The following is a 22400-nucleotide window of genomic DNA, read 5'->3' as shown; positions in this document are numbered from 1 at the left end:
GGTTGGTGATGCCGGTTGCGAAAACAGTTGGTGGGAAACCGCTGCAGATTGCCTTGCTGGCTTATCCCGGCATGAATCTGATTGATCTCAGCGGGCCAGTGCAGGCCTTTGCTACGGCGTGCCGGGTCGCGGCGCCAGTGCTGCCTGCTCATCCGCGTTATCAGGTGCGCGTCTTTTCCAGCGTGGGCGGGCCCTTGCTGACCGGTGCCGGTCTGACGGTGATGACCGAGCCGTTGTCTGCACTGGAGACGCAGCAGATCGATACCTTGATTGCTCCCGGCGGCAGTGTGGATGATACCTTTCAGACCGATCCGCAACTGGTGCACGCGATTCAGCGTCATGCCGGGCGTGCAAGGCGCGTCTGTTCGGTGTGCACTGGTGCCTTTCTCCTGGCGGCGGCAGGACTGCTGGACGGCAAGCGTGTGACCACGCATTGGGACTGGGCAGTGCGGCTTCAGCAGCAACATCCGCAGATTGAAGTCGATCCCGAGCCGATCTTTATTCGCGCTGGCAACATCTGGACTTCGGCGGGTGTCACTGCCGGGATTGATCTCACCTTGGCGTTGATTGAGCAAGACTATGGGCATGCCGTGGCAATTGCGGTGGCGCGTCAGATGGTGATGTTCATCAAACGCCCCGGCGGTCAGTCGCAATTCAGCGTGCTGCTGGTATCACAATCGTCCGAGCAGGCCCGCTTTGATGAACTGCATGCCTGGATTGCCGCCAATCTCCAGCAGGATCTACGGGTCGAAGCACTGGCCAGCCGCGTCAACATGACGGCGCGGACCTTTGCCCGGACTTATGTCGCCGAGCTGGGACGCACGCCTGCCAAGACGGTCGAGGCCATGCGTCTGGAAGCGGCCTGTCGGGCGCTGGAAGAAACCGATCTGCCGATCAAGCGGATTGCCGACGATACCGGCCATGGCGAAGAGCAAAACTTGCGGCGAGTGTTTCAGCGCCAGCTGGGCATTAGTCCCGCGCAATATCGCAGCCGCTTTTCTGCGCACTGATCAATGTGCTGATCATCACGACTGCGGCAAGGTATTCATCTCACCATCCAGCGTAGTCAATGCCGTCAAGGCATCAAGCCACCAGCCGAGCGCCGGACCGGCACGCTGATCCGGGCGGTACACGCACTGGATCGGTAATGCCATGCCGGTCGGCGGATGCTGGCTGGTACTGACCCGCACCAGCTTACCGCTGCGTAAATCATCGCGCACCAGATGTTCCGGCATATACCCCCAGCCCATGCCTGCCAGCAGCAATGCGTGCTTGGTACTGAGGTCGCTCATGCGCCAGGTCAGTCGTGAATGGACCGAATAATCCTGGCGCGCCGTCAGTTCACTACGGTCGCTCAGCACCAGCTGGGTTTGCTGCGCCAGTAGTTGGTCTGGTATGCGGCCCTCGATTGCGGCCAGCGGATGATCCGGCGCTACCACACCAACCAGCAAGATCGTGGGCAGGCTCATCCGCAGCAAGTTCGGCGGTGTGGTGGGCAAGGTACCCAAAATCGCCAGCATCGCACGGCCATCAATGACACGTTCTGCCACGGCACCCAATGCTTCCATTTCGAGCCGCACCGTCACGGCTGGAAACGCATCCCGGAAACGGCGCAACAAGTCGACCAGACAGGATGTCGGGAAAAACACATCCACCGCCAGCGTGACCTCCAGCTCCTGACCATTGGCAAAGGCATTGGCGCGTACCTGCAGGCTATCAACCTGATCGAGTACCTGTCTGGCGTCGCGCAGCAGGGCGCCACCCGCCTCGGTGAGTTGCGGGCGATAGCCGCTGCGGTCAAACAGCGGCACGTTGAGCTGACTTTCCAGCGCACCAATGGCATAGCTGACGGCCGACTGCGCGCGCGCCAGTGCCCGTGCCGCGCCCAGAAAACTGCCGCTATCGACCACCTGGGCAAATACGCGTAACTGGTCGAGCGAGAACCGTTCTATGTTCATGATGTCAACAATATCTAATAAATAGATATTGATTATAGAAAAATAATCAATTTCATGTGCATAAATGGCGCGCTATTCTCTCATCACGCTTTGATTCAAAGCCCTTCCCGCTGACGCGACAGGCTGTTCTTCAAGGCAATGCTGTCTTTATTGCATTACGTTAATTCATTCACTGTATGTCGTTCAATTGTCGAGGAGTCTGATCATGACCATTTCCAAACCTGTATTCGTCATGGGCCGCGCACTGCTGGCTTCCCTGTTCGTTATCTCGGGCATTTTCAAGATCATTGGTTTTGCTGGTACCGTGCAGTACATGGCCAGCCTTGGCTTGCCGGTGCCTACCTTCACCGTTTGCCTGACGATCCTGGTTGAAGTCGGTGGTGGTTTGCTGTTGCTGACGGGTAGTCGTTTTGCGCGTCCTGCAGCGTTGCTCATTGCCTTGTTCACGGTTGGTGCCACCTTGTCGGCACATCGCTTCTGGGCGGTTGATCCGGCGCAGGCACAGGCCCAAATGGTCAACTTTCTGAAGAACATTTCCATCATCGGCGGCCTGTTGCTAGTGTGGGCAGTCAAGCCAGAGCAGAACTAAAACCATCAACGGGCGAGCAAGTCGGGGCAACGATGTCCCGGCTTGCTTGTTCATCACTGGAGAAAAAACATGAGCAATACTTTTACCCGCCAGCTGGAACGTCTGGTCACCGGCATGGCAACCCAAGATGGGGCTGGTGTCAGCCTGACACGCGTGTTAACCCACGATTTGCAACGTCGGCTGGATCCGTTTCTGATGCTGGACCATTTCCATTCGGACCAACCTGAGGATTACCTGGCTGGTTTTCCTGATCACCCGCATCGCGGCTTTGAAACCGTCACCTACATGTTGCAGGGCCGTATGCGCCATCGCGACAATGCGGGCAATGAAGGCTTGCTGGAGCCGGGTGGCATGCAGTGGATGACTGCCGGACGTGGGCTGGTGCATTCTGAGTTGCCGGAGCAGGAAGATGGCCTGATGAGCGGTTTTCAGCTGTGGGTTAATCTGGCTGGTAAAGACAAGATGATCGATCCGGCCTACAGCGATATTCCGGCCGCTGGCATTCCCGAGATCAGCCCGCAGGATGGGGTACAGGTAAGAGTGCTCGCGGGTGAGGCTTTTGGTGTGCAGGGCGCGATTAGCCGTCCCACCACGGCACCACTGTATCTGGATCTGCATGTACAGGCAGGGCAAGATCTGGCGCTGCCGATTCCGGCAACGCATAATGCTTTCCTGTATGTGTACGAAGGGCAGTTGCAGATCGGTCCTGATGCCGCGCAGGCCCGTAAGGCGCCAGCTGGTCGTATGGCGATTCTGAGCAATACACCAGCGGCCGAAGGTGTTGCTCTGCATGCGGACGTGGAAACGCGCTTCCTGCTGATCGCTGGTGCGCCATTGAACGAGCCGATTGCGCAATGGGGACCGTTTGTAATGAATACCCGTGAGCAGGTGGAACAGGCGATTGACGATTTTCGTCAAGGCCGGCTCTAAAACTGAATCAATCTGAATAATCTGAAAGGGACTCCCATGAGCAGTATTCGTCATCTGATCCACGGTCTCACGCGTGACATTGGTTTCCCGGTACGGCGTTTGTTACCGGCAGCCGCCGCCCGCACCGTAGGCCCATTTGTGTTCTTCGATCATATGGGTCCGGTCGAGTTTGACAGCCATACCACTGAAGGCGACGTCCGTCCGCATCCGCATATTGGTCTGGCGACCGTCACTTACCTGTTTTCTGGTGCAATGGTCCATCGCGACAGCCTGGGTGTGGTGCAGCGGATTACGCCGGGAGCCGTCAACTGGATGTCGGCCGGGCGTGGCATCGTCCATTCGGAGCGGGTTCCTGAGGATATCCGTGACGCCAAAACACCGGTACATGGCTTGCAGATGTGGGTCGCATTGCCGCAGGAGCAAGAGCAGGGCGATCCCAGCTTTGTACACTATCCGGCCGAGGTCATGCCAACCATTACGCTGGCTGGTGCCAGTCTGCATTTGCTGGTGGGATCGGCCTTTGGTCATACCTCGCCGGTCAAAGCCTCCAGCGCCACACTGTATCTGTGTGGACAGCTCAAGGCCGGTGCTGGTATCAGCATCCCGGCTGACTATAGCGAGCGCGCACTGTATGTCGTCAGAGGTAGTGTCAGTATCGATGGCGACGCACTGGAAGCTGGCGTACTGGCGGTGCTGGAGCAGGGCGTGGAAGTGCGTCTGGAAGCGCAGGAAGACACGCTGTTCATGCTGCTGGGCGGAGAGCCGATGGACGCTCCACGCTTTGTGTCATGGAATTTTGTAGCCAGTACCAAAGAGTTGATTGATGCCGCACGACTCGCTTGGCGTGCACAGGATCACGGGAAATTCCCGCTCGTGCCGGGTGAGGTCGAATGGATTCCTCTGCCCGAGAAGTAATCATCAAGAGGCGCTAAGCCGCAGCCAACAAAAAGCCAGTAAAAAGCCCAGCAAATCAATTGCTGGGCTTTTTGTTTTTGCCTTCCGTCAGATCATCCGATCTGGCAGAAGACTAAGCAATTACCTGTCAGCGCATTAAACCGCAGCGCTCAGTGCCTGATGCGCCTGGCTAAGCGCTTCCTTGGTCTTTTCTTCGCCCATCGCGACGCCTTCGGCCAGAATCACTTCGACATCGGTAATGCCGATGAAGCCAAGGACGGTTTTGATGTAACCAGCCTGGAAGTCATAGGCCTTGGCTGGGCCTTCCGAATACACGCCGCCACGGGTCAGGAAGACCACAGCGCGCTTGCCCGACAGCAGGCCAACCGGACCGTTTTCGGTGTACTTGAAAGTACGGCCAGCGCGGCAGATGTGATCGATCCAGGCCTTGAATGCCGATGGCGCTGCAAAGTTGTACATCGGGATGCCGATGACGAGGGTATCTGCTGCGATCACTTCATCGACCAGCTTGTCTGACACCGCGATGGTTGCCTGTTGCTCGGCGCTGCGCTGATCGGCAGGAGTGAAGTAAGCACCCAGCATGGATTCGCTCAGGTGCGGTAACGGTTCTGCAGCAACATCACGGGTAATGACGCGGCCGCCAGGATTTTTGGCTTGCCATTGTGCAACGAAAGCACCGCTGAGTTCGCGTGTGAGGGAGCCGCTGAAGCGGGCGCTGGAGTCGATATGCAAGAGTGTGCTCATCATGGACCTTTAATCGGTTGGATTGGATCGGATCGGTTGTTCGGACTGATCACTCGGTAGTGACCAGCGGGTAAAACGGATGAACAGAGCATAATCACTTTTCATTACTATAAATAGATGGGAGAATTGGGTTTCACTAGTCCATTTATGGAATGAATCATGTTGGATCTCAACGATATTGCGGTATTTGTGCACGTCGTGCGTGCCGGCAGCTTTGCGGGAGCCGGGCGTCGGCTTGGCATGCCGCCCAATACGGTGAGCCGTCGTGTGCAACTGCTTGAGGAGAGTCTGGGAGTGCGATTGCTCCAGCGGTCAACCCGGCAGCTCAATACCACGGCCGCCGGACGGGATTTTTTTGAACGCTGCGCCGCCGGGATTGAAGACATCCAGCAGGCGGGTTCTCATCTGGCCGAACGAAATGGCGAACCGCATGGTCAGTTGCGGGTGGCGGCACCGGCTGATTTTTTCGATAACTTCGGGGTCGAGCTGGTCACGCAATTCATGCAAACCTATCCCAAGGTTATTCTGGAGTTTCAGCTCGGCGACGATTATATCGATCTGATCGCCAACGCGATTGACGTTGCGTTCCGCGGCGGGCAATTGCCCGATTCCAGTCTGGTGGCGCGCAAGCTGGGAGATAGTTACCGTTGCCTGCTGGCCAGTCCAGATTATCTGGCGCGACGCGGTGTACCGGAGTCACTTGAGCAACTGGCGCAGGAGCATGATTGCCTGACAGCATCGAGTAGCGCTGCGCAGACCTTGTGGCGGCTCGAAGGGCCGCAGGGGATGGAGTCGATCAGGGTGACGCCGCGCCTGTGCGCGAACTCGGCGCAAGCACTGTTGCGCGCCACGCGTGCTGGATTGGGAATATCGCTGCTGCCGATGCTGGTGGCCGCTGAGGATGTTCGTCGCGGCGATCTGGTGACGGTGTTGCCGCAATACCTGCGCGACCTGAGCGGGTTTTATGCAGTCTATCCGCATCGACGGCATGTATCACTGGCGGTTACCGCCTTGATTGATTTTGTCGGCGAGAGGCTGCGCCACAATCCATTTGTCGCGTTGCAGGAAGACCAGTCCGGCTTGCCACAGGAGTAGACGCAATCAAACCAGTAGCAAAGACTGACTAGCCCCGTTCGCGCAGGATCCGGGCGACGCTGTTGATGGTGCGGATGCCGCGCATGGTACGCGCCAGATGCACGCGGTCTTCCACCAGCAAGGTAAAGCGCAGATGTTTCATGGATTGATCACCTTCATCATCCATGGTGACCGAGACGATATGCGCATCGGCCTCGCCAATGGCAGAGGCAATGCGTGCCAGCGTGCCTTTCTGATTGTGAATCAGAATCTTGATGCGTGCTTCAAAGCGGCGGTCGACTTCATTGGCCCAGGTCACTTCAATCCAGCGATCGGGTTCTTTTTCACGATAGCGCTTGGCGGTCTCGCAATCTTCCACGTGGATGATCAGTGCCTGATCATGCTTGAGGTTACCAAGCAGCTTGTCGCCAGGGATCGGCAGGCAACAGGATGCCAGCTGAACGGTTGCGCCTTCGTTACCGGTAATGACGACCGGGTCCGGCTTGGACGGCAGCATCTGGCCTTCTACATCGAGCTGAGGTACAGCTGTATTGCCTTCCACCATGCCCATGATATGCCGTGCTACCAGCGGTGCCATGCGGGTGCCGATGCCGATGTCGGCATACAGTTCATCCATGGTTTTGGCGCTAGATTCGTTGAGCAGACGTTCGATGATGGTGCTTGGGAGGTCTGAGTCCAGCCCCAGTGTATTGAGCGCGTTGGCCAGCAAACGTTTGCCCATGGCCTGTGATTCATTCAGATTGGCGGTACGCAGCCGATGCCGGATCGCCGAGCGCGCCTTGCCGGTGCGCACATAACCGAGCCAGTTGGGACTGGGGCGCGAGGACGGTGAGGTAATGATTTCAACGATGTCACCGTTGTGCAACTCTGTGCGTAATGGTGCCGGCTCATGATTGATCACCGCAGAGGTGGTCTGGTCGCCCACATCAGTATGAATGTTGTAGGCAAAGTCGAGCGCTGTAGCACCGCGTGGCAAGGCGATGATCTTTGATTTAGGGGTAAATACATAAACCGAATCAGGGAACAGGTCGACCTTGACGTGCTCCAGGAATTCGGCAGAGTCACCAGTCTGCTTCTGGATATCCAGCAGCGATTGCAGCCAGGCATGCGTGCGTTGCTGCAGATCGGTCAGTCCGCCTTCGTCATCCTTGTAGAGCCAGTGCGCAGCCACACCGGATTCGGCGACGCGGTGCATTTCCTGGGTGCGGATCTGGAACTCGACCGGCGTTCCATAGGGACCGATCAGCGTGGTGTGCAGCGATTGATAGCCATTGAGCTTGGGAATGGCAATGTAATCCTTGAACTTGCCGGGCATCGGCTTGAACAGTGAATGCAGTGTGCCAAGTGCCACATAACAGTTGGCAAAGCTGTCGACCACGATACGGAAACCATACACGTCAAGCACTTGCGAAAACGACAGGTGCTTGTTGCGCATCTTGCGGTAAATCCCGTAGAGCGTTTTTTCTCGGCCATCGATTTGCGCGGGAATGCCAGCGGCAATCAGCGTGCTGGTAACCGATTCGAGAATCTTGGTGACGACTTCGCGACGGTTGCCACGGGCGGCCTTGACCGCCTTGTGCAGTGTGCGGTGACGCAGCGGATACAGGTGCGCGAAGGACAGCTCTTGCAGCTCGCGATAGATGTTGTTGAGCCCGAGCCGGTGTGCAATCGGCACATACACTTCCATGGTCTCGCGCGAGATGCGACGCTTCTTGTCGGGCGGCATGGAGCCCAGCGTCCGCATGTTGTGCAGGCGATCTGCCAGCTTCACCAGAATCACGCGCACATCGCGCGCCATAGCCAGCAGCATCTTGCGGAAGTTCTCAGCCTGCGCTTCGATCTGGCTCTGGAACTCGATCTTGTCGAGCTTCGACAGTCCATCGACCAGTGACGCTACCTGGGAACCGAAGCGTTCGATCAGTTCTTCCTTCTTGACGCCCTGATCTTCCATCACATCGTGCAGCAGCGCAGCCATCATGGCTTGCGCATCAAGCTTCCAGTCGGCACAGATTTCGGCCACGGCAAGCGGATGCGAGATATAAGGTTCGCCCGACTTGCGCATCTGGCCCAGATGCATTTCATCTGAGAAACGATAGGCTTCCTTGACCTTTTTGAGATCAGAAGGCGTCAGATACTCTTCGAGCTTGAGGGTCAGGTGGGTGAAGGTGGCAACGCCGCTATGTAAGGCTGGAGCTGTGACTGGAGGCGCGTTATTCGGGTTGGCCGAAGATGCAGTCGTCGAACTGCCATTGCCAGAATGACTTGAGGCCGTTGGCGTGTTTGCAGGATGAGGAGTATTTGAAGCGCTCGCAGGCATTGGTGAGGCATTGACTGCGATTTTCGTACCCGAGCGGCCAGTTGGCGCTCGGGTAGGAATACTACTGGGCGGTACTGATAACGGTGAACCGGCAGGTGATTCTTGAGGTGTCAGGCTCATAGATTCGGGTTATCAGCAGCATGGATGTTGGACAGATCAGACGGGCACTTTTTTCAACATTTCGATACCCACCTTGCCAGCGGCGATTTCACGCAGCGCGGTCACAGTCGGTTTGTCCTTGGCATCTACCTTTGGGGTGTGGCCTTGCAGCAACTGACGTGCACGATAGGTAGCAGCCAGTGTCAACTGAAAGCGGTTAGGGATTTGCTTGAGACAATCTTCGATGGTGATACGGGCCATAAAAACTCCTGTGACATATTTCCTGATTCAACCAGGATCCGACCGGGGATCCTGCGCAAGTCCGATGTTGCCGGTTTCAAGTGCTGGCATGTATGCCAAGTTGTGTGAATAAGAATGAATTGCGGGCAGCCTGTTGCGGGAACCGGCAACGAGCCGCTTTGACAATCGCGGTCAATTCTGACAAAGCGACGGCAAACTCTTGATTAATAATAACATATTCGAACTCGGGCGAGTGCGCGATTTCTCCGCCGGCGGCCAGGATACGGCGTGTAATGACGTGCGGCTCGTCTTGTCCGCGCTTGTGCAGGCGTTCTTCCAGCGCGGCAATCGACGGCGGCAGGATGAAAATGCCAATTGCATTCGGGAATTGCTTCTTCACCTGTTGCGCGCCTTGCCAGTCAATTTCCAGCAGTACATCGATGCCATCGGTGATCTGGTCGGCAATCAACAGGCGCGAGGTGCCGTAATAGTTGCCATGCACTTCCGCCCATTCCAGGAATTCGCCCTCAGCCTGACGCTTGAGAAAGTCTTCGGCCGTGGTGAAGTAATATTCGCGCCCATGTTGCTCACCCGGACGCGGTGGCCGGGTAGTGTAAGAGATCGACAGTTTGATGTCGGGCTCCTGCTTGAGCAGGGCATTGACCAGCGTCGACTTGCCGGCGCCGGAAGGGGCGACCACCATGAACAGACTGCCGGAGGTTGGTTTTTTGTGGGGCATTTGTGGTCCTCTTGGGCCAGATTGTTCGTCAGATAGGCGGGGTTGACAGAGCAGTCAATCCAGCCCGGATATTTTAGCAAAACAGCGCTGTCGCAGTTTATTCCAGATTTTGTACCTGCTCGCGCATCTGGTCGATCAGCAGCTTCAATTCCATGGAAGCATCGGCTAATTCCTTCATGGCCGCCTTGGAGCCGACCGTATTGGCTTCGCGATTGAGCTCCTGCATCATGAAGTCCAGACGTTTGCCGACCTGACCACCTTTTTTCAGAATGTGGCGGGTTTCGGTCAGATGCGCCGACAGTCGCGCCAGCTCTTCGGCGATATCGATACGAATGCCATAGAGCGTCACTTCCTGACGGATCCGTTCCAGAATCTCATCGCGAGACACCGCGGCAATAGTGCCATCCTTGCTGGTCAGGCCCAGCGCTTCGAGCATGCGCTCGGTTGCCTTTTGCTGAAATTGCGCCACCAGTTGCGGGACCAAGGGCGTGATTCGCGCCACGATCGCTTCCATGGCGTCGATGCGCGACTCCAGCACAGCCTGCAAGGCAGCGCCTTCACGTGCGCGGCTGTCGATAAAGGCCGTCATTGTCTCTTGCAAGGTCGCCAGCACGTCTGCCTGCAGTGTGTCCTGACCGATTTCAGCTTCTTCGATTACCCCCGGCCAGCGCAGCAATTCGTTCACTGACAGTGGCGCGGCATCGATAAATTGCTGACGCAACTGGGTTTGCAATCCGGTCAATGTGTCCAGCAGTTTCTGGTTCAGCGCCTGGCTGCTACCTTGATCGCTCTTGCGACCAAAGCTCAGGCGACATTCCACCTTGCCGCGCGCCAGCTTGTTGATAATCACCTCGCGCAAGGCTGGCTCGACCGCACGTAGATCATCATTAATGCGAAATTGCAAATCCAGAAAGCGCGAATTCACGCTCTTAAGTTCCAGCGTGATCGTGCCGGCGGCATTTTCGCGTTTGGTGACGGCATAGCCAGTCATGCTGTAGATGGTCAAATCGATTCTCCGCTAGGGCCTCGGGCGAGGCCCGATGTTTTCTTTACAAACCAGCAGTTTATCAAGACAATGCCGGTAAAAATACGAGGGAGGGTGATTGTAGTCGGGTTTGCGGTTCCGATTCAAACAACTTTATTCCTGAACTTTATCCCTGTTGTCGGGGGGCAGAGGCTTTTCCCTCTTTTAATTTCTCACTATTCTCTGTTTCATCCTCCATGAAGGAAATCGCATGACCCAGTTCCAACGCCCCAGCGGACGCGCTACCACTGACCTGCGCCCAGTGCGACTGACGCGCCATTACACCAAGCACGCCGAGGGCTCGGTTCTGGTCGAGTTTGGTGATACCCGCGTGCTGTGTACTGCCAGCATCGAAGAAAAGGTACCCGGCTTTCTCAAGGGCAAGGGACAAGGCTGGTTGACTGCCGAATATGGCATGTTGCCGCGCTCCACGCACACACGCATGGATCGTGAAGCCGCCAAGGGCAAGCAATCCGGACGCACTCAGGAAATCCAGCGGCTGATCGGCCGCGCCTTGCGTGCAGCATTCGATCTGGAGGCGTTCGGTGAGCGCACCCTGCATCTGGACTGCGATGTCCTGCAGGCCGATGGCGGCACCCGTACCGCTGCAATCACTGGTGCCATGGTGGCAGCATTTGACGCGTTCTCGGTGTTGCTGCAGCGCCAAGCCATCACTGCGATTCCGCTCAAGCATTTTGTGGCCGCCATTTCGGTCGGGGTCTATCAAGGCGTGCCGGTACTTGATCTGGATTATCTTGAAGACTCCGGCTGTGACACTGATATGAATGTGGTCATGACCGATGCGGGTCATTTTGTTGAGGTGCAAGGGACAGCCGAAGGTGCCGCGTTTGACCGTGCCACTCTTAACAGTCTGCTGGACCTCGCGCAAAGCGGTATTAGCGATCTGATTGCCTTGCAGAAACAGACGCTCGGGCTGCCAGAGTAAAAATGGTGCCGGTTCGGCAGGGCTGGCAGAATCACTTTACAATCGCGCCAATCAACAACGTCTAGCCATGTCTGCAGCACGCCGGCATGGCATTTTTGCTTTTTGCCATGACTCAAAAAATCGTTCTCGCTTCCAACAACGCCGGAAAACTGCGTGAATTCGCCAGTCTGCTCAGCACGATCGGCCGTGAAGTGCATGCCCAGGGTGAGTTCAATGTCCCTGAAGCCGACGAACCATTTGCTACCTTCGTGGAAAACGCGCTGACCAAGGCACGTCATGCCTCCCGTCTGACCGGCTTGCCGGCATTGGCAGATGACTCCGGGGTTTGCGTCAATGCGCTGGGTGGTGCGCCCGGTGTCTGGTCGGCGCGCTATGCCGGCGAGCCGAAGTCGGATGCCGCCAATAACGCCAAATTGATCGCCGATCTGGCCCCACATGCTGACAAGTCGGCCTATTATTATTGTGTGCTGGTGTATGTACGTCATGCCGATGATCCCCAACCGGTCATCGCCGACGGCGTATGGCAGGGTGAAATCATTGGCGAGGCGCGTGGGCAGGGCGGTTTTGGCTACGATCCCTATTTTCTGCTGCCAGCGCTTGGCAAAACAGCTGCCGAGCTCAGCCCGGAAGAAAAGAATGCCTGCTCGCACCGTGGTCAGGCCTTGCGTGCGCTGGTAGAAAAATTACGATGATTCCAATCAAGCCCATTCCCGTTGATAGCCCGGATTCTGGTGCTGCCGGGCCATCCTCACAAAGCGGTCCGCAGCAGGCGGCTCAGGCTGCGCTGAACTTTCTCAAACCGGGTAGCCTGCAATTGACTGCCTTGCCGCCTTTGGCACTGTATGTGCACTTTCCGTGGTGTGTGAAGAAATGCCCCTATTGCGATTTCAATTCACACGAAGTCAAAGATAGTTTCCCCGAAGAAGCCTATCTCAATGCCCTGCGCAGTGATCTCGAATCTGCCTTGCCGCTGATCTGGGGGCGCAAGGTCTATTCCATTTTCATCGGTGGTGGCACGCCCAGTCTGCTGTCAGCGGCGGGGCTGGATCGCCTGCTGTCCGATATCCGCACTTTGCTGCCGCTGGATCTGGACATCGAAGTGACCATGGAGGCCAATCCCGGGACCTTCGAAGCGGACAAGTTCAAGTCCTACCGGGCCAGCGGCATCAATCGTCTGTCGATCGGCATCCAGAGTTTTGACAGCGGACATCTGGCGGCACTGGGGCGTATTCATGATGGCGATCAGGCACGTCGGGCGATTGAGATTGCCCAGGACAATTTCGACAATTTCAACCTTGATCTGATGTACGCGCTGCCCTCGCAGACGCTGGCTCAGGCGCGACGCGATATTGAAACGGCGATTGCCTATGCGCCGCCGCATCTGTCGCTGTATCACCTGACGCTGGAACCCAACACTCTGTTCGCCAAGTATCCGCCGCCGGTACCTGACGACGATACCAGTGCCGACATGCAGGACATGATCGCCGAACTCACTGGTGCCGCTGGTTATGGGCATTACGAAGTGTCGGCCTATGCCAAAGCGCAACGTCAGGCGCGCCATAATCTGAATTATTGGCAATTTGGTGATTACCTCGGGATTGGCGCCGGTGCACATTCTAAATTATCGTTCCCGCATCGGATCGTGAGGCAAATGCGCTACAAACATCCGACCACGTATCTGGAAAAGAGTGGACAAAATATTGCTGTGCAGGAAGAATCTGAAATTACGCGAGAAGCATTGGGTTTTGAATTCATGCTCAACGCATTGCGATTAACAGAGGGGTTCCCTGTGAATCTGTTTGCCGAACGCACCGGCATGGGCCTCAATACGATCGAAGCCGCGCTCAATGAGGCTGAGGTCAAAGGCTTGCTGCACAGGGACCACAGGCAGATTCGGCCGAGCGAGCTAGGTCGACGATTCCTCAATGACCTGCAGGAAATGTTTTTAAAGTGATCACTTAGGCAGTTTGAGATTTATCGGGTATATTAGCGTAGAAAATATTTGAATTTAGATAAGTATTCTTTTGGGAAACTATTGAATTTAAATCTCATAAGCTATTGATTAATGACATTTTTTACCTTGCCTACATTGCTTAACCTACCTATGCCGCAGCTGTTTGCCGGAGTGTTGAAATAACATGTCTGTCCAGGATAAAAGCATTCCTTCTTTTCCCCTCGTGTTTTTGCAACCAGTGGCGGATGTTCATTATTTGTGGACGGCGCTGTCGTTGCATGTATCTCCTCTGAATGATGACGAATGTGCATTCATTGGACGTTTACTCCATGATTTTGGATTGTCGGAAGCGCTGGGCAAGTTGTCCTGCATTGTCCCGGTGCGCAATCCTGCGCGTTTTGCCGGTGATTTTGGTGCGCCGCCAGCCGGTGTCGACCTGGTTTTGCGTATTCCTGTCGAATATTGCGTTGATCCCGCGCGTTTGCCAGTGTTGGAGCGTCTCTCCAAGATGGGTTACCGACTGATCGCTGATGGTCTGCCGGGCCCGAAAGTATCCCTGCTGCAATTCCCCAGTTTCATTGAGTCGCTGTCGCTCGACTGCAGCGCTGGTATTGCACCGCAGGCATCGACCTGGCTGATTGGCATGCGCGGACCGCATATCGCCGAAAATGTTGCCGACCCAGTGTTGTTTGATGCTTGCCGGGTACAGGGCTTCCGCTGGTTCAGCGGTGACTATCCCTTGTTGCCATCGTCGACTGGCGTCCAAAAAGACGCGATTTCGCGCGGTCGTTTACTGAAACTGCTGGAACTGGTGTCACACGATGCCGACGTGCCCGAACTGGAAGCCTTGCTCAAGCAGGATCCGGCGCTGTCCTACCAGCTCTTCAAGCTGGTCAGTTCGGCCGCTTTCGGCTTCTCGGCACATATCACTAATTTCACCCAAGCCATCAATCTACTGGGGCGGCGCCAGTTACAGCGCTGGTTGCAACTGTTGCTGTACGCACGTTTCCCGGGCGACGAATCGGCCAATCCCTTATTGCCCCGCGCCGCTGCACGGGCGGCCATGATGGAAAACATGTGCGAGCAGCTCGATGGCGATCGTGACGAGCAAGACCGCGCCTTCATTGTCGGCATGTTCTCGCTGCTCGATACGCTGCTGGCAATGCCGCTAAAAATGATCATAGAACCCTTGCGGCTGCCACGCGATATCGTCGATGCGTTGATGCAGCGCACCGGCCGTCTGGGGTATCTGCTGGATGTCGTCGAGCGTGCCGAATACGGCCGCATCCCACTGCGTCATAGCGACCTGGAGCAGGCCGGGATCAGTGCGGAGGGCTATTGCCGTGCACTGATACAGGCCTACCGCTGGGCCAGCAAAGTGAGCCAAGAGGCCTGAGACCAATGATCGCGACTCTGTGCGGTGACGATCTGGGGTGTTGTGCTGCCTTGCTCGAAGCAATATTGAATCTGGACGGTATCCACTTGCAGGAAACGCTGGGCTCTATTGCATCGACGCTTCTGGGTAAGCCCGGTGCCAGCTATCTCGCTGCCGACCAGACACCCGAAACCGACGCTCTGGTCGAAGCCGTCACTCATGCAGGGCATGTCTATGGCTTCTATTTGTTTTTAGAAAAGCCCTGCATGTTCAGCGAGTCCGAGCTCAGTCGCCTGAAGTCCTTTGCCGGGTTGACCGGCAGGCTGTTGCAAACACGTGCCGAGACCGATAAGCGCGGTCGTTCGCTGGACCAGATTGAGGCCAAGCTCGAGCAACAGGCACAAATCCTCAACCAGATGCAGGAATCGGTGATCACGATGGATCAGACTGGTTTTATCACCAGCTGGAACCGTGGTGCCGAGCAACTGTTCGGTTATTCCGCTGCTGAAGCTATTGGTCGTAACGTCCTGTTCCTCTACGAGAGCGAAGACGAGGATGACTCCTGGCTGAACGACGTGTTTTTGTCGCACGGTGGGCGCGAAATGGAAGTGCGTCGTCGCAAGAAATCCGGCGAAGCCTTCTGGGCCAGTCTGTCCTTGTCCGTCATGCGCGACCAGTATGGTCAGCCCAGTGGCCTGATCGGCTACATCAACGACATTACCGAGCGCAAGAATGCCGAAAAACTGATTCACCATCTGGCCTATTACGACTCGCTGACCGGATTGCCGAACCGTACCTTGCTGACCCGCACCGTCGATCAGGCGCTCGAAACGGCGCAGCAGGACAATCTCTACGGCTGCATCATGTTTCTGGATCTGAACCGCTTCAAGCCCATCAACGATACGCTTGGTCATGTGGCAGGCGATATGTTGCTGGTCGAAGTCGCCATGCGGCTGCGTAAGGCCGTGCGCGACGAAGACATCGTGGCTCGTCTGGGCGCTGACGAATTTGCGGTAGCGCTGTTTGATATTGACAAGGATTACCACGCCGGTTTTGTGGCACAAAAGCTGATTGCGCTGTTTGATGAACCGTTCTTCATTGACGGCCATGAATTACGGGTTGGTGCCAGCATCGGTATCAGCATGTATCCGCAAGATGCCAGCGATACCGAAACCCTGCTGCGACTGGCTGACATTGCCATGTACCGGGCCAAGCAGGGCGGTGAAAACAACGAGGGCGGTTACGCTTATTACAGCGAAGAAATGAACCGCAACATGCTCGATTCGCTGCGCATCGAAACTGGCCTGCTGCATGCCTTCGAGTACAACCAGCTGCTGCTGTATTACCAGCCCAAGATCGATATGGTAGGCGGCCAGATTACCGGTGCCGAAGCATTGGTGCGCTGGCTCCATCCAGAGCGTGGCTTGTTGCTGCCAGGAGATTTCATCCCGATTGCGGAAGAAACCGGTCTCATCGTGCAATTGAGTGACTGGGTGCTCGAAGCGGTGTGCGCGCAGGCGCGGCGCTGGAAGGATGCAGGGCAGGCACCGGTCCGTATCGCCATTAACGTCACGGCGCGTGAATTTACCCGTTCCTTGCCTGACCGTATTCGCGCTGCCTTGCATCGGCACCAGCTCACCGGCGACTGGCTGGAACTGGAAATTACCGAGAGCATGCTCATGCACAGTACTGATCGCGTGATTGCGATCATGGAAAAAATCTGCCTGTTGGGTGTCAGTATTGCGCTCGATGATTTTGGTACCGGTTATTCCAGTCTGTCCTATCTGAAACGTTTCCCGATCAATACACTCAAGATTGATCGCTCCTTTACCACTGGTATCCCAGAAGACACCAACGACTGTGCCATCGCCAGCGCGATCATCGGTATCGCCAAGCAACTGCGTCACAAGGTGATCGCCGAAGGTGTAGAAAATATGGCGCAGTTCGACTTCCTCAAGGCGGCCGGTTGCGACGAATTGCAGGGCTATCTGTTCTCGCGTCCGGTACCCGTCGACAGCTTCGAGCGCATGCTCATTGATGGCCGCACCTTCCCCGTCTCCAACTGAGTTTCTCCTCATCTACCCGGACCATCTTGCTGGCGTGCACCAGCGAACAGACTCAGGAAAAATCTACGGCTAGTATCAAGATTTCCTGACATACAAGCAGAACCTGAATTGCTATGATCCTTGCGCTAATTCGGGTTTTCGTGCACGCCAGCATGGCGTGACAGTCAGCCATTGATTCAATTGCGGCGTACCGGGGTGGTCAGTGACGGCCATGTCGGCTGCGTTGTAGGTGCCACGTATGTGGTACTTCAGGCGAACAACGGTGTCACCAAGATGAAGAACAATAACGACAATATTCTGTACAGCCCGGCTCTTTACGTACCGACTTGCGACTGTTTGTATAACGGACGACAGCTGCCAGGTCGATACTGCGCCAATTGATATTGCTGGCGCGTGGCAAGACGACGGGGAATTGGCTTGCAAGGAATCAAACCAGGATCATTCAAAAGGACGGCTCCATTGGAATTGACACCTGACCAACTGAAGCTGGCAGTAAGTATTTCAAATATCGGTTTGTGGCAGTGCGATCTTCTTACCGGACGTATCAGCCTCTCGCAAGAGTGGCATGCCCAGCTTGGGTATTCTGATGCACACGGTATCGAGAGCATCAACGACTGGATTGCGCAATTGCATGTGCAGGATCAAGCTCGCTTCAATGATGCGTTGAATCAATATCTTGCAACCCCTGAAGGGTTGTTCGAGGTTGACTATTGTATGCAACATCACGATGGCCGGCTGCGTTGGTTTATGTCGCGCGCCACCGCAGTTATCGACGACAATGGCAAGCCCAGTGTGCTGCAAGGTGCGCAGATCGATATTACCGAGAGTAAACAGGCGGAACAAAGTCTGCTGGATCTGACTGAAGAGCTCAGGGCCATCTCGCGTGCTTTGGCGACGGTGGAAGAAGCCGAGCGACGTCGAATTGCCCGTGAACTACATGACACAATCGGCTCTGCATTAACCGCATTAAGCATCAACATGAGCATCATGTCTACTCAGGTTATCACCAGCGAAATCCCGGGTCTCGATAGCATGGCGCACCGCCTGAAGGATTCCATGGCCTTGCTCGAAGATACGACCGAGGTAGTCCGTCGTCTGATGGCTGAGTTACGACCACCTGTACTCGACGATTATGGTCTGCTGGCAGCGTTGCGCTGGCAGTGCGAATTATTTGCGCAGCGTTGCGGCTTTCATTTCGAGATTGAGGTGAGTGGTTTGTCGGGACGGCTCGATGCCGAGCTTGAGATCGCCTTGTTTCGCATCGCTCAGGGGGCGCTGACAAATATCGCCAAATACGCACAAGCCAACACGGTGACGCTCATGCTGGATGTAAAGACCGCGTCGGTGATGTTTAGTATCAGTGATGACGGGGTAGGATTTCAGACGGACAAACTCTATAGCGATAAGCGTCGACCTACCTGGGGGCTGGCCTCCATGCGTGAACGTGCACAGGCACTGGGTGGCACACTCAGGATTATTGCCGCGCCCGGACAGGGATGCCGCATTGAAGTGGTGGTTGCCCGATGAGTATTCGGATCTATATCGCTGATGATCATAGTATTCTTCGCGACGGTCTGGCGGCGATTCTGCAGACACAGGAAGATGTTGAAATCGTCGGTGGTGGCGACAATGGACGCCAGGTCGTCAAAGAAGTGGTGCGCCTGCAACCTGATCTGGTGATCATGGATATTGCGATGCCCAACCTCAACGGTATCGAGGCCAGTATGTTGCTGCGGCATTCTGCTCCGGAATCCAAAGTCATCATGCTCTCCATGTACGGTACCAGAGAACATATCTTCCGTGCATTGCAGGCGGGTGCCAAAGGCTACCTGCTCAAGAGTTCCGCCGGTGCCGAGTTGCTCAATGCGATACGCACTGTTCATGCGGGGCAGCGCTATCTGAGCCAGAAGATCTCCGGCGCGGTCGTCGACGACTACCTGCAGGGTTTACGGACTGCCAGTCCGCTCGAGGCGCTCAGTGCTCGCGAGCGTGAGGTGCTGCAACTGGTAGCGGAAGGACATTCCAGTTCGCAGGTTGCAAGCATGCTTTCGCTCTCACCCAAATCCATCGACACCTATCGCAGTCGACTGATGCAAAAGATTGGCGTCAGTGATTTTCCCGGGCTGATTAAATTCTCCATTCTGCATGGACTGATCTCGCTCGAGTAGCACCCGGATCGCACAGGTTCATCAAGTCCATGCAGAACCTGATGAACCGCATGCGTAGCAGCATTGAGCGAGAGTCAACGTTATCCCATTTGTCTAGCTTTTCCTCTTGCAGCACCCTCTGCTTGTGACTACCATGGGGTGCCCAACCTGTACTCCAGATGTGCGGGTTCATCCTTGGTCCAAGGAGCTATCGATGCGATTGCGAATCCCTTTTTTTGCATTGTCTGTCGTTGCCATGCTGATGATTCTGGTCAGTGCCTGTGAGCGCCGTCCGCATATGCAGCGTGCTATGGATCATGCCCGCGAACAGGCAAAGATCAATGCCGCTGATTTTGAGCGTAATCGTGAACGGCGATTGGCAACCCAGCAGCAATTGCGTCGTCAGGCCGAGGAGCGTGCCACGATCGAACTAGCCGAGGAAGACGAACCTTAAGGTTTGCTTGTCTGCCGCGGAGTTACCCAGAGGCCAGCGCAGCGTGTACAGGCGTATTGACTTCACGGTGTTGAGATTCCACTAGCAATTTCTTGATCTCCGGCACGCAGGAGCCACAATTGCCACCTGCCTTCACACAGGCAGTGACTTCCTTGACGCTCTGCAAGCCTTTGCTGGTAATGGCGTCGCAAATGGTGTTGCGGCCGACACCGAAGCAGGAGCAGACAGTCGGGCCGGTATCGGCACCTTTTTCAATCGCTTGGCCCAGAAGAAGGCCAACCCGGTCAGCTTCTTCCAGCTGTTGTTTGTCGAACAGGCTGGCCAGCCAGGCGCGTGACGGCAGGTCCGGACGTGGCGACAGGAACAGGCAGCTGACAATGCGCTCCTCCTCGATATGCACCGCCCGATAGACGCCTGCAGTACGGTCAGCATAGTCGAGCCAGTCTGCCTGCATATCGTTCACTTCCAGCAGGGTGCGTGCCCAGCTGTTGTAGTCGGTGACTTTTTGCCGCCCAGCCAGTTCATAACGTGCAAAATCGCGGCCCTGAATACGGGTCCAGTGGGTGATCTGGTCCAGCTGCAGGGTGCGCCGGGTCAGCAGAAAACCATACCAGTGCACTCCGAATTCCTCGATGCTGACCGGCGTATGTTTGAACTCTGGTTCGCCTGACACCGGGTCCACCACTGGATTAACCAGTGCACCCACGCGCGCATCGGATGCACTTTGGGCGTTCCAGTGAATCGGCACAAACACGTTGCCACGCGCAATGCCACCGCTGTGCTGCACGCGTGCCACCATCGCACCCCAGCGCGAGCTGATACGCGCCAGACTGCCTTCGCGCACGCCGTAGAGCAATGCATCTTGCGGATGCATATCGATAAAGGACTCCGGCACATGGTCTGCCAGTCTGGCAGACTTGCCGGTGCGGGTCATGGTATGCCACTGATCGCGTACACGGCCGGTATTGAGCACCAGCGGATACGCTTCATCGGTCGCATGCATCGGGCTGCGTGCTGTTGTGGCAATGAATCTGGCACGACCATCGGGATGGCTGTAGCGGGGTGTTTCAAACAAGCGTTCGGTGCCGCTGAAGCTGCCATCGGTCTGGCGTTGTACAGGCCATTGAATGGGGGGCAGTTGGGCATATTGCTCGGCACTGAGGCCGCTTAGTCCTTCCAGATTGAACTGGCGCAGACTATGGCCCGCCAAGCCTGGTTCACCATTGCGAAAACTGCTCAGCCGGGCATGTTCGTCAAAGATTGCCTGTACCGTCTCAAACGCAAAACCGGAATAGCCCATGCGCTGCGCGACCGCACAGAGGATTTGCCAGTCCGCACGTGCAGCGCCGGGCGCGGGAAGAAAAGGGCGCTGACGCGAAATACGCCGCTCCGAGTTCGTGACCGTGCCATCTTTTTCACCCCAGGCCAATGCCGGCAGCAACAGATGCGCGAAGGCATTGGTGTCGGTGTTCTGCACCACATCGCTGGCGACGACCAACTCACAGTTTTCGAGCGCACGCTGTACCAGATCCGCATCCGGCAGGCTCACCATCGGGTTAGTCGCGATGATCCAGACCGCCTTGACACGACCCGCTTCCACTGCGCGGAACAGATCCAGTGCCTTGAGTCCTGCTTGCTGCGGTAACTGTGGTGCGTCCCAGAAAGTCTGTACGGTTTCCCGGTGCAGTGGATTGTCCAGATCCATGTGCGCTGCCAGCATGTTTGCCAGGCCACCGACTTCGCGTCCACCCATTGCATTGGGTTGTCCGGTAATCGAAAACGGCCCCATCCCCGGCTTGCCGATACGGCCACTCAACAGATGACAATTGATGATGCTGTTGACCTTGTCAGTCCCTGCCGAGGATTGATTCACACCCATCGAGAATGCGGTGATGGTTTTATCGGTTGCCGCAAACAGTTCGTAGAACGCCAGCAACTGTTGCAGATCAATCTTGCAATGTCGCGCTACCTGCTCGGGGTCAAGCTCCTCCTGTGCTGCTGCCAGTGCAGCTTCCAGTCCATTGGTATGCTGCGTGACAAAGTCGGTATCCTGTTTGCCATGCTGCGCCAGGTAGTGCAGTAAGCCATTGAACAGCCAGACATCGGTACCCGCTTTGATCGGTAAATGCAGATCCGCCAGTTCACAGGTGGCGGTGCGGCGTGGGTCAATGACGACCAGCTTCATTTCCGGACGCTGTTCGCGCGCGCGGGCAATCCGCTGGAACAGGATAGGGTGACACCAGGCTGTATTGGAACCGACCAGTACCACCAGATCGGCCAGTTCCAGATCGTCGTAACACAAGGGCACCAGATCTTCGCCAAAGGCGCGCTTATAACCCGCCACTGCCGATGACATGCACAGGCGTGAATTGGTATCGATGTTGGCGCTGCCGATAAAGCCCTTCATCAGCTTGTTGGCGATGTAATAGTCTTCGGTCAGTAATTGCCCAGAGACGTACAAGGCGACCGCATCCGGGCCATGCGTATCGATGATCCGGCGCAGTCCACCCGCGACCTGATCGATGGCCTGATCCCAGCTGATCTGTTGCAGGCTGCCATCGGCCTGACGTTGTTGTGGATGCAGGAGCCGTCCCTGCAGATCAACCGTCTCGCCCAGCGCGGAGCCCTTGACGCACAGACGGCCGCGGTTGGCCGGATGATCAGGATCGCCGCGCACGATCACGACGGGTTGCTCAGTAGTGCTGCGTTGCGTATCGACGCTGACCCGCACACCACAGCCAACGCCACAATACGGGCAGGTGCTGGCGGTTTCGGCTGCCGTAGCAGTGATGGCTGTGGTCATCGTGG

Annotated in this window: 20 protein-coding genes; 13 read left to right on the top strand and 7 right to left on the bottom strand. The window is 56.3% G+C overall.

Features of this window, described 5'->3' with window-relative positions; genetic code table 11:
- Nucleotides 1-8 precede the first annotated feature (8 nt).
- Nucleotides 9-1010 (top strand): GlxA family transcriptional regulator, encoded by a 1002-nt coding sequence (locus FHW66_RS00245; RefSeq protein ID WP_183377723.1) that lies wholly within the window; start codon nt 9-11, stop codon nt 1008-1010.
- Between the two features lie 15 nt (nt 1011-1025).
- On the opposite strand, the gene FHW66_RS00240 is transcribed toward FHW66_RS00245, so the two are convergent.
- Complete coding sequence (locus FHW66_RS00240; RefSeq protein ID WP_183377722.1) at nt 1026-1958, bottom strand: LysR family transcriptional regulator; 933 nt, start codon at nt 1956-1958, stop codon at nt 1026-1028.
- A gap of 205 nt (nt 1959-2163) precedes the next feature.
- Between FHW66_RS00240 and FHW66_RS00235 the strand changes: the two genes are divergently transcribed.
- The 3 genes from FHW66_RS00235 (at nt 2164) to FHW66_RS00225 (ending at nt 4392) form a co-directional block, all read left to right on the top strand.
- Nucleotides 2164-2547, top strand: a complete 384-nt coding sequence (locus tag FHW66_RS00235) for a DoxX family protein (RefSeq protein ID WP_183377721.1) — start codon at nt 2164-2166, stop codon at nt 2545-2547.
- Between the two features lie 69 nt (nt 2548-2616).
- Nucleotides 2617-3477, top strand: coding sequence for a pirin family protein (locus tag FHW66_RS00230; RefSeq protein WP_183377720.1), 861 nt, complete (start codon nt 2617-2619; stop codon nt 3475-3477).
- Nucleotides 3478-3513: 36 nt separating this feature from the next.
- Nucleotides 3514-4392 carry a pirin family protein gene (locus FHW66_RS00225; RefSeq protein ID WP_183377719.1) on the top strand — a complete coding sequence of 293 codons (879 nt, stop codon included), beginning with the start codon at nt 3514-3516 and terminating at the stop codon, nt 4390-4392.
- 135 nt (nt 4393-4527) lie between these two features.
- Here FHW66_RS00225 and FHW66_RS00220 read toward each other — a convergent pair whose 3' ends face one another.
- The gene (locus tag FHW66_RS00220) at nt 4528-5136 is read right to left on the bottom strand and encodes an FMN-dependent NADH-azoreductase (protein WP_183378592.1); all 609 of its coding nucleotides are present in this window, start codon (nt 5134-5136) and stop codon (nt 4528-4530) included.
- A 159-nt stretch (nt 5137-5295) separates the two neighbouring features.
- Between FHW66_RS00220 and FHW66_RS00215 the strand changes: the two genes are divergently transcribed.
- Nucleotides 5296-6231: a LysR family transcriptional regulator gene (locus FHW66_RS00215; protein WP_183377718.1), complete on the top strand. Its 936-nt coding sequence runs from the start codon at nt 5296-5298 to the stop codon at nt 6229-6231.
- A 28-nt stretch (nt 6232-6259) separates the two neighbouring features.
- On the opposite strand, the gene FHW66_RS00210 is transcribed toward FHW66_RS00215, so the two are convergent.
- The 4 genes from FHW66_RS00210 to FHW66_RS00195 all read right to left on the bottom strand — a co-directional run bounded on the left by FHW66_RS00210 (nt 6260) and on the right by FHW66_RS00195 (nt 10617).
- Nucleotides 6260-8548: a bifunctional (p)ppGpp synthetase/guanosine-3',5'-bis(diphosphate) 3'-pyrophosphohydrolase gene (locus tag FHW66_RS00210; protein ID WP_255458753.1), complete on the bottom strand. Its 2289-nt coding sequence runs from the start codon at nt 8546-8548 to the stop codon at nt 6260-6262.
- A 156-nt stretch (nt 8549-8704) separates the two neighbouring features.
- Entirely contained in the window at nt 8705-8908 is a 204-nt protein-coding gene (gene rpoZ, locus FHW66_RS00205) for a DNA-directed RNA polymerase subunit omega (RefSeq protein ID WP_183377717.1), read from the bottom strand.
- A gap of 76 nt (nt 8909-8984) precedes the next feature.
- A complete protein-coding gene (gene gmk / locus FHW66_RS00200) occupies nt 8985-9626 on the bottom strand; it encodes a guanylate kinase (RefSeq protein WP_183377716.1) in 642 nt (213 codons plus the stop codon).
- 97 nt (nt 9627-9723) lie between these two features.
- Nucleotides 9724-10617 carry a YicC/YloC family endoribonuclease gene (locus tag FHW66_RS00195; protein WP_183378590.1) on the bottom strand — a complete coding sequence of 298 codons (894 nt, stop codon included), beginning with the start codon at nt 10615-10617 and terminating at the stop codon, nt 9724-9726.
- A gap of 244 nt (nt 10618-10861) precedes the next feature.
- Here FHW66_RS00195 and rph point away from each other — a divergent pair, with 244 nt between their 5' ends.
- The 8 genes from rph to FHW66_RS00155 all read left to right on the top strand — a co-directional run bounded on the left by rph (nt 10862) and on the right by FHW66_RS00155 (nt 19592).
- Complete coding sequence (gene rph, locus FHW66_RS00190) at nt 10862-11596, top strand: ribonuclease PH (protein WP_183377715.1); 735 nt, start codon at nt 10862-10864, stop codon at nt 11594-11596.
- 107 nt (nt 11597-11703) lie between these two features.
- The gene (gene rdgB, locus FHW66_RS00185; RefSeq protein ID WP_183378589.1) at nt 11704-12288 is read left to right on the top strand and encodes an RdgB/HAM1 family non-canonical purine NTP pyrophosphatase; all 585 of its coding nucleotides are present in this window, start codon (nt 11704-11706) and stop codon (nt 12286-12288) included.
- Nucleotides 12285-13550: a radical SAM family heme chaperone HemW gene (gene hemW / locus FHW66_RS00180; protein ID WP_183377714.1), complete on the top strand. Its 1266-nt coding sequence runs from the start codon at nt 12285-12287 to the stop codon at nt 13548-13550. The genes rdgB and hemW overlap by 4 nt, the downstream gene beginning before the upstream one ends.
- 184 nt (nt 13551-13734) lie before the next feature.
- Nucleotides 13735-14946: an EAL and HDOD domain-containing protein gene (locus FHW66_RS00175; protein WP_183377713.1), complete on the top strand. Its 1212-nt coding sequence runs from the start codon at nt 13735-13737 to the stop codon at nt 14944-14946.
- A gap of 5 nt (nt 14947-14951) precedes the next feature.
- Nucleotides 14952-16991 carry a bifunctional diguanylate cyclase/phosphodiesterase gene (locus FHW66_RS00170; RefSeq protein WP_183377712.1) on the top strand — a complete coding sequence of 680 codons (2040 nt, stop codon included), beginning with the start codon at nt 14952-14954 and terminating at the stop codon, nt 16989-16991.
- 459 nt (nt 16992-17450) lie between these two features.
- The gene (locus FHW66_RS00165; RefSeq protein ID WP_183377711.1) at nt 17451-18518 is read left to right on the top strand and encodes a PAS domain-containing protein; all 1068 of its coding nucleotides are present in this window, start codon (nt 17451-17453) and stop codon (nt 18516-18518) included.
- The gene (locus FHW66_RS00160) at nt 18515-19159 is read left to right on the top strand and encodes a response regulator transcription factor (protein WP_183377710.1); all 645 of its coding nucleotides are present in this window, start codon (nt 18515-18517) and stop codon (nt 19157-19159) included. Before FHW66_RS00165 ends, FHW66_RS00160 begins: the two co-directional genes overlap by 4 nt.
- Nucleotides 19160-19352: 193 nt before the next feature.
- The gene (locus tag FHW66_RS00155) at nt 19353-19592 is read left to right on the top strand and encodes a hypothetical protein (RefSeq protein ID WP_183377709.1); all 240 of its coding nucleotides are present in this window, start codon (nt 19353-19355) and stop codon (nt 19590-19592) included.
- Between the two features lie 22 nt (nt 19593-19614).
- On the opposite strand, the gene FHW66_RS00150 is transcribed toward FHW66_RS00155, so the two are convergent.
- The gene (locus FHW66_RS00150) at nt 19615-22395 is read right to left on the bottom strand and encodes a nitrate reductase (RefSeq protein ID WP_183377708.1); all 2781 of its coding nucleotides are present in this window, start codon (nt 22393-22395) and stop codon (nt 19615-19617) included.
- Nucleotides 22396-22400: the final 5 nt, after the last annotated feature.

It is taken from the genome of Herbaspirillum sp. Sphag64 (assembly GCF_014192645.1).
GTDB lineage: Bacteria > Pseudomonadota > Gammaproteobacteria > Burkholderiales > Burkholderiaceae_D > Herbaspirillum.
The sequence above is the reverse complement of the archived record's forward strand: the minus strand, read 5'-3'. Positions and strand labels throughout refer to the sequence as shown.

Excerpts from the sequence above, each read along its gene's own strand:
- FHW66_RS00175 (WP_183377713.1), top strand. The coding sequence starts at position 13,735 with ATGTCTGTCCAGGATAAAAGCATTCCTTCTTTTCCCCTCGTGTTTTTG.
- FHW66_RS00245 (WP_183377723.1), top strand. The coding sequence starts at position 9 with ATGCCGGTTGCGAAAACAGTTGGTGGGAAACCGCTGCAGATTGCCTTG.
- FHW66_RS00210 (WP_255458753.1), bottom strand. The coding sequence starts at position 8,548 with ATGCCTGCGAGCGCTTCAAATACTCCTCATCCTGCAAACACGCCAACG.
- FHW66_RS00220 (WP_183378592.1), bottom strand. The coding sequence starts at position 5,136 with ATGAGCACACTCTTGCATATCGACTCCAGCGCCCGCTTCAGCGGCTCC.
- FHW66_RS00215 (WP_183377718.1), top strand. The coding sequence starts at position 5,296 with ATGTTGGATCTCAACGATATTGCGGTATTTGTGCACGTCGTGCGTGCC.
- FHW66_RS00150 (WP_183377708.1), bottom strand. The coding sequence starts at position 22,395 with ATGACCACAGCCATCACTGCTACGGCAGCCGAAACCGCCAGCACCTGC.
- FHW66_RS00230 (WP_183377720.1), top strand. The coding sequence starts at position 2,617 with ATGAGCAATACTTTTACCCGCCAGCTGGAACGTCTGGTCACCGGCATG.
- FHW66_RS00155 (WP_183377709.1), top strand. The coding sequence starts at position 19,353 with ATGCGATTGCGAATCCCTTTTTTTGCATTGTCTGTCGTTGCCATGCTG.
- FHW66_RS00235 (WP_183377721.1), top strand. The coding sequence starts at position 2,164 with ATGACCATTTCCAAACCTGTATTCGTCATGGGCCGCGCACTGCTGGCT.
- FHW66_RS00160 (WP_183377710.1), top strand. The coding sequence starts at position 18,515 with ATGAGTATTCGGATCTATATCGCTGATGATCATAGTATTCTTCGCGAC.
- gmk (WP_183377716.1), bottom strand. The coding sequence starts at position 9,626 with ATGCCCCACAAAAAACCAACCTCCGGCAGTCTGTTCATGGTGGTCGCC.
- FHW66_RS00240 (WP_183377722.1), bottom strand. The coding sequence starts at position 1,958 with ATGAACATAGAACGGTTCTCGCTCGACCAGTTACGCGTATTTGCCCAG.
- rph (WP_183377715.1), top strand. The coding sequence starts at position 10,862 with ATGACCCAGTTCCAACGCCCCAGCGGACGCGCTACCACTGACCTGCGC.
- FHW66_RS00170 (WP_183377712.1), top strand. The coding sequence starts at position 14,952 with ATGATCGCGACTCTGTGCGGTGACGATCTGGGGTGTTGTGCTGCCTTG.
- rpoZ (WP_183377717.1), bottom strand. The coding sequence starts at position 8,908 with ATGGCCCGTATCACCATCGAAGATTGTCTCAAGCAAATCCCTAACCGC.
- FHW66_RS00195 (WP_183378590.1), bottom strand. The coding sequence starts at position 10,617 with ATGACTGGCTATGCCGTCACCAAACGCGAAAATGCCGCCGGCACGATC.
- FHW66_RS00225 (WP_183377719.1), top strand. The coding sequence starts at position 3,514 with ATGAGCAGTATTCGTCATCTGATCCACGGTCTCACGCGTGACATTGGT.
- rdgB (WP_183378589.1), top strand. The coding sequence starts at position 11,704 with ATGACTCAAAAAATCGTTCTCGCTTCCAACAACGCCGGAAAACTGCGT.
- hemW (WP_183377714.1), top strand. The coding sequence starts at position 12,285 with ATGATTCCAATCAAGCCCATTCCCGTTGATAGCCCGGATTCTGGTGCT.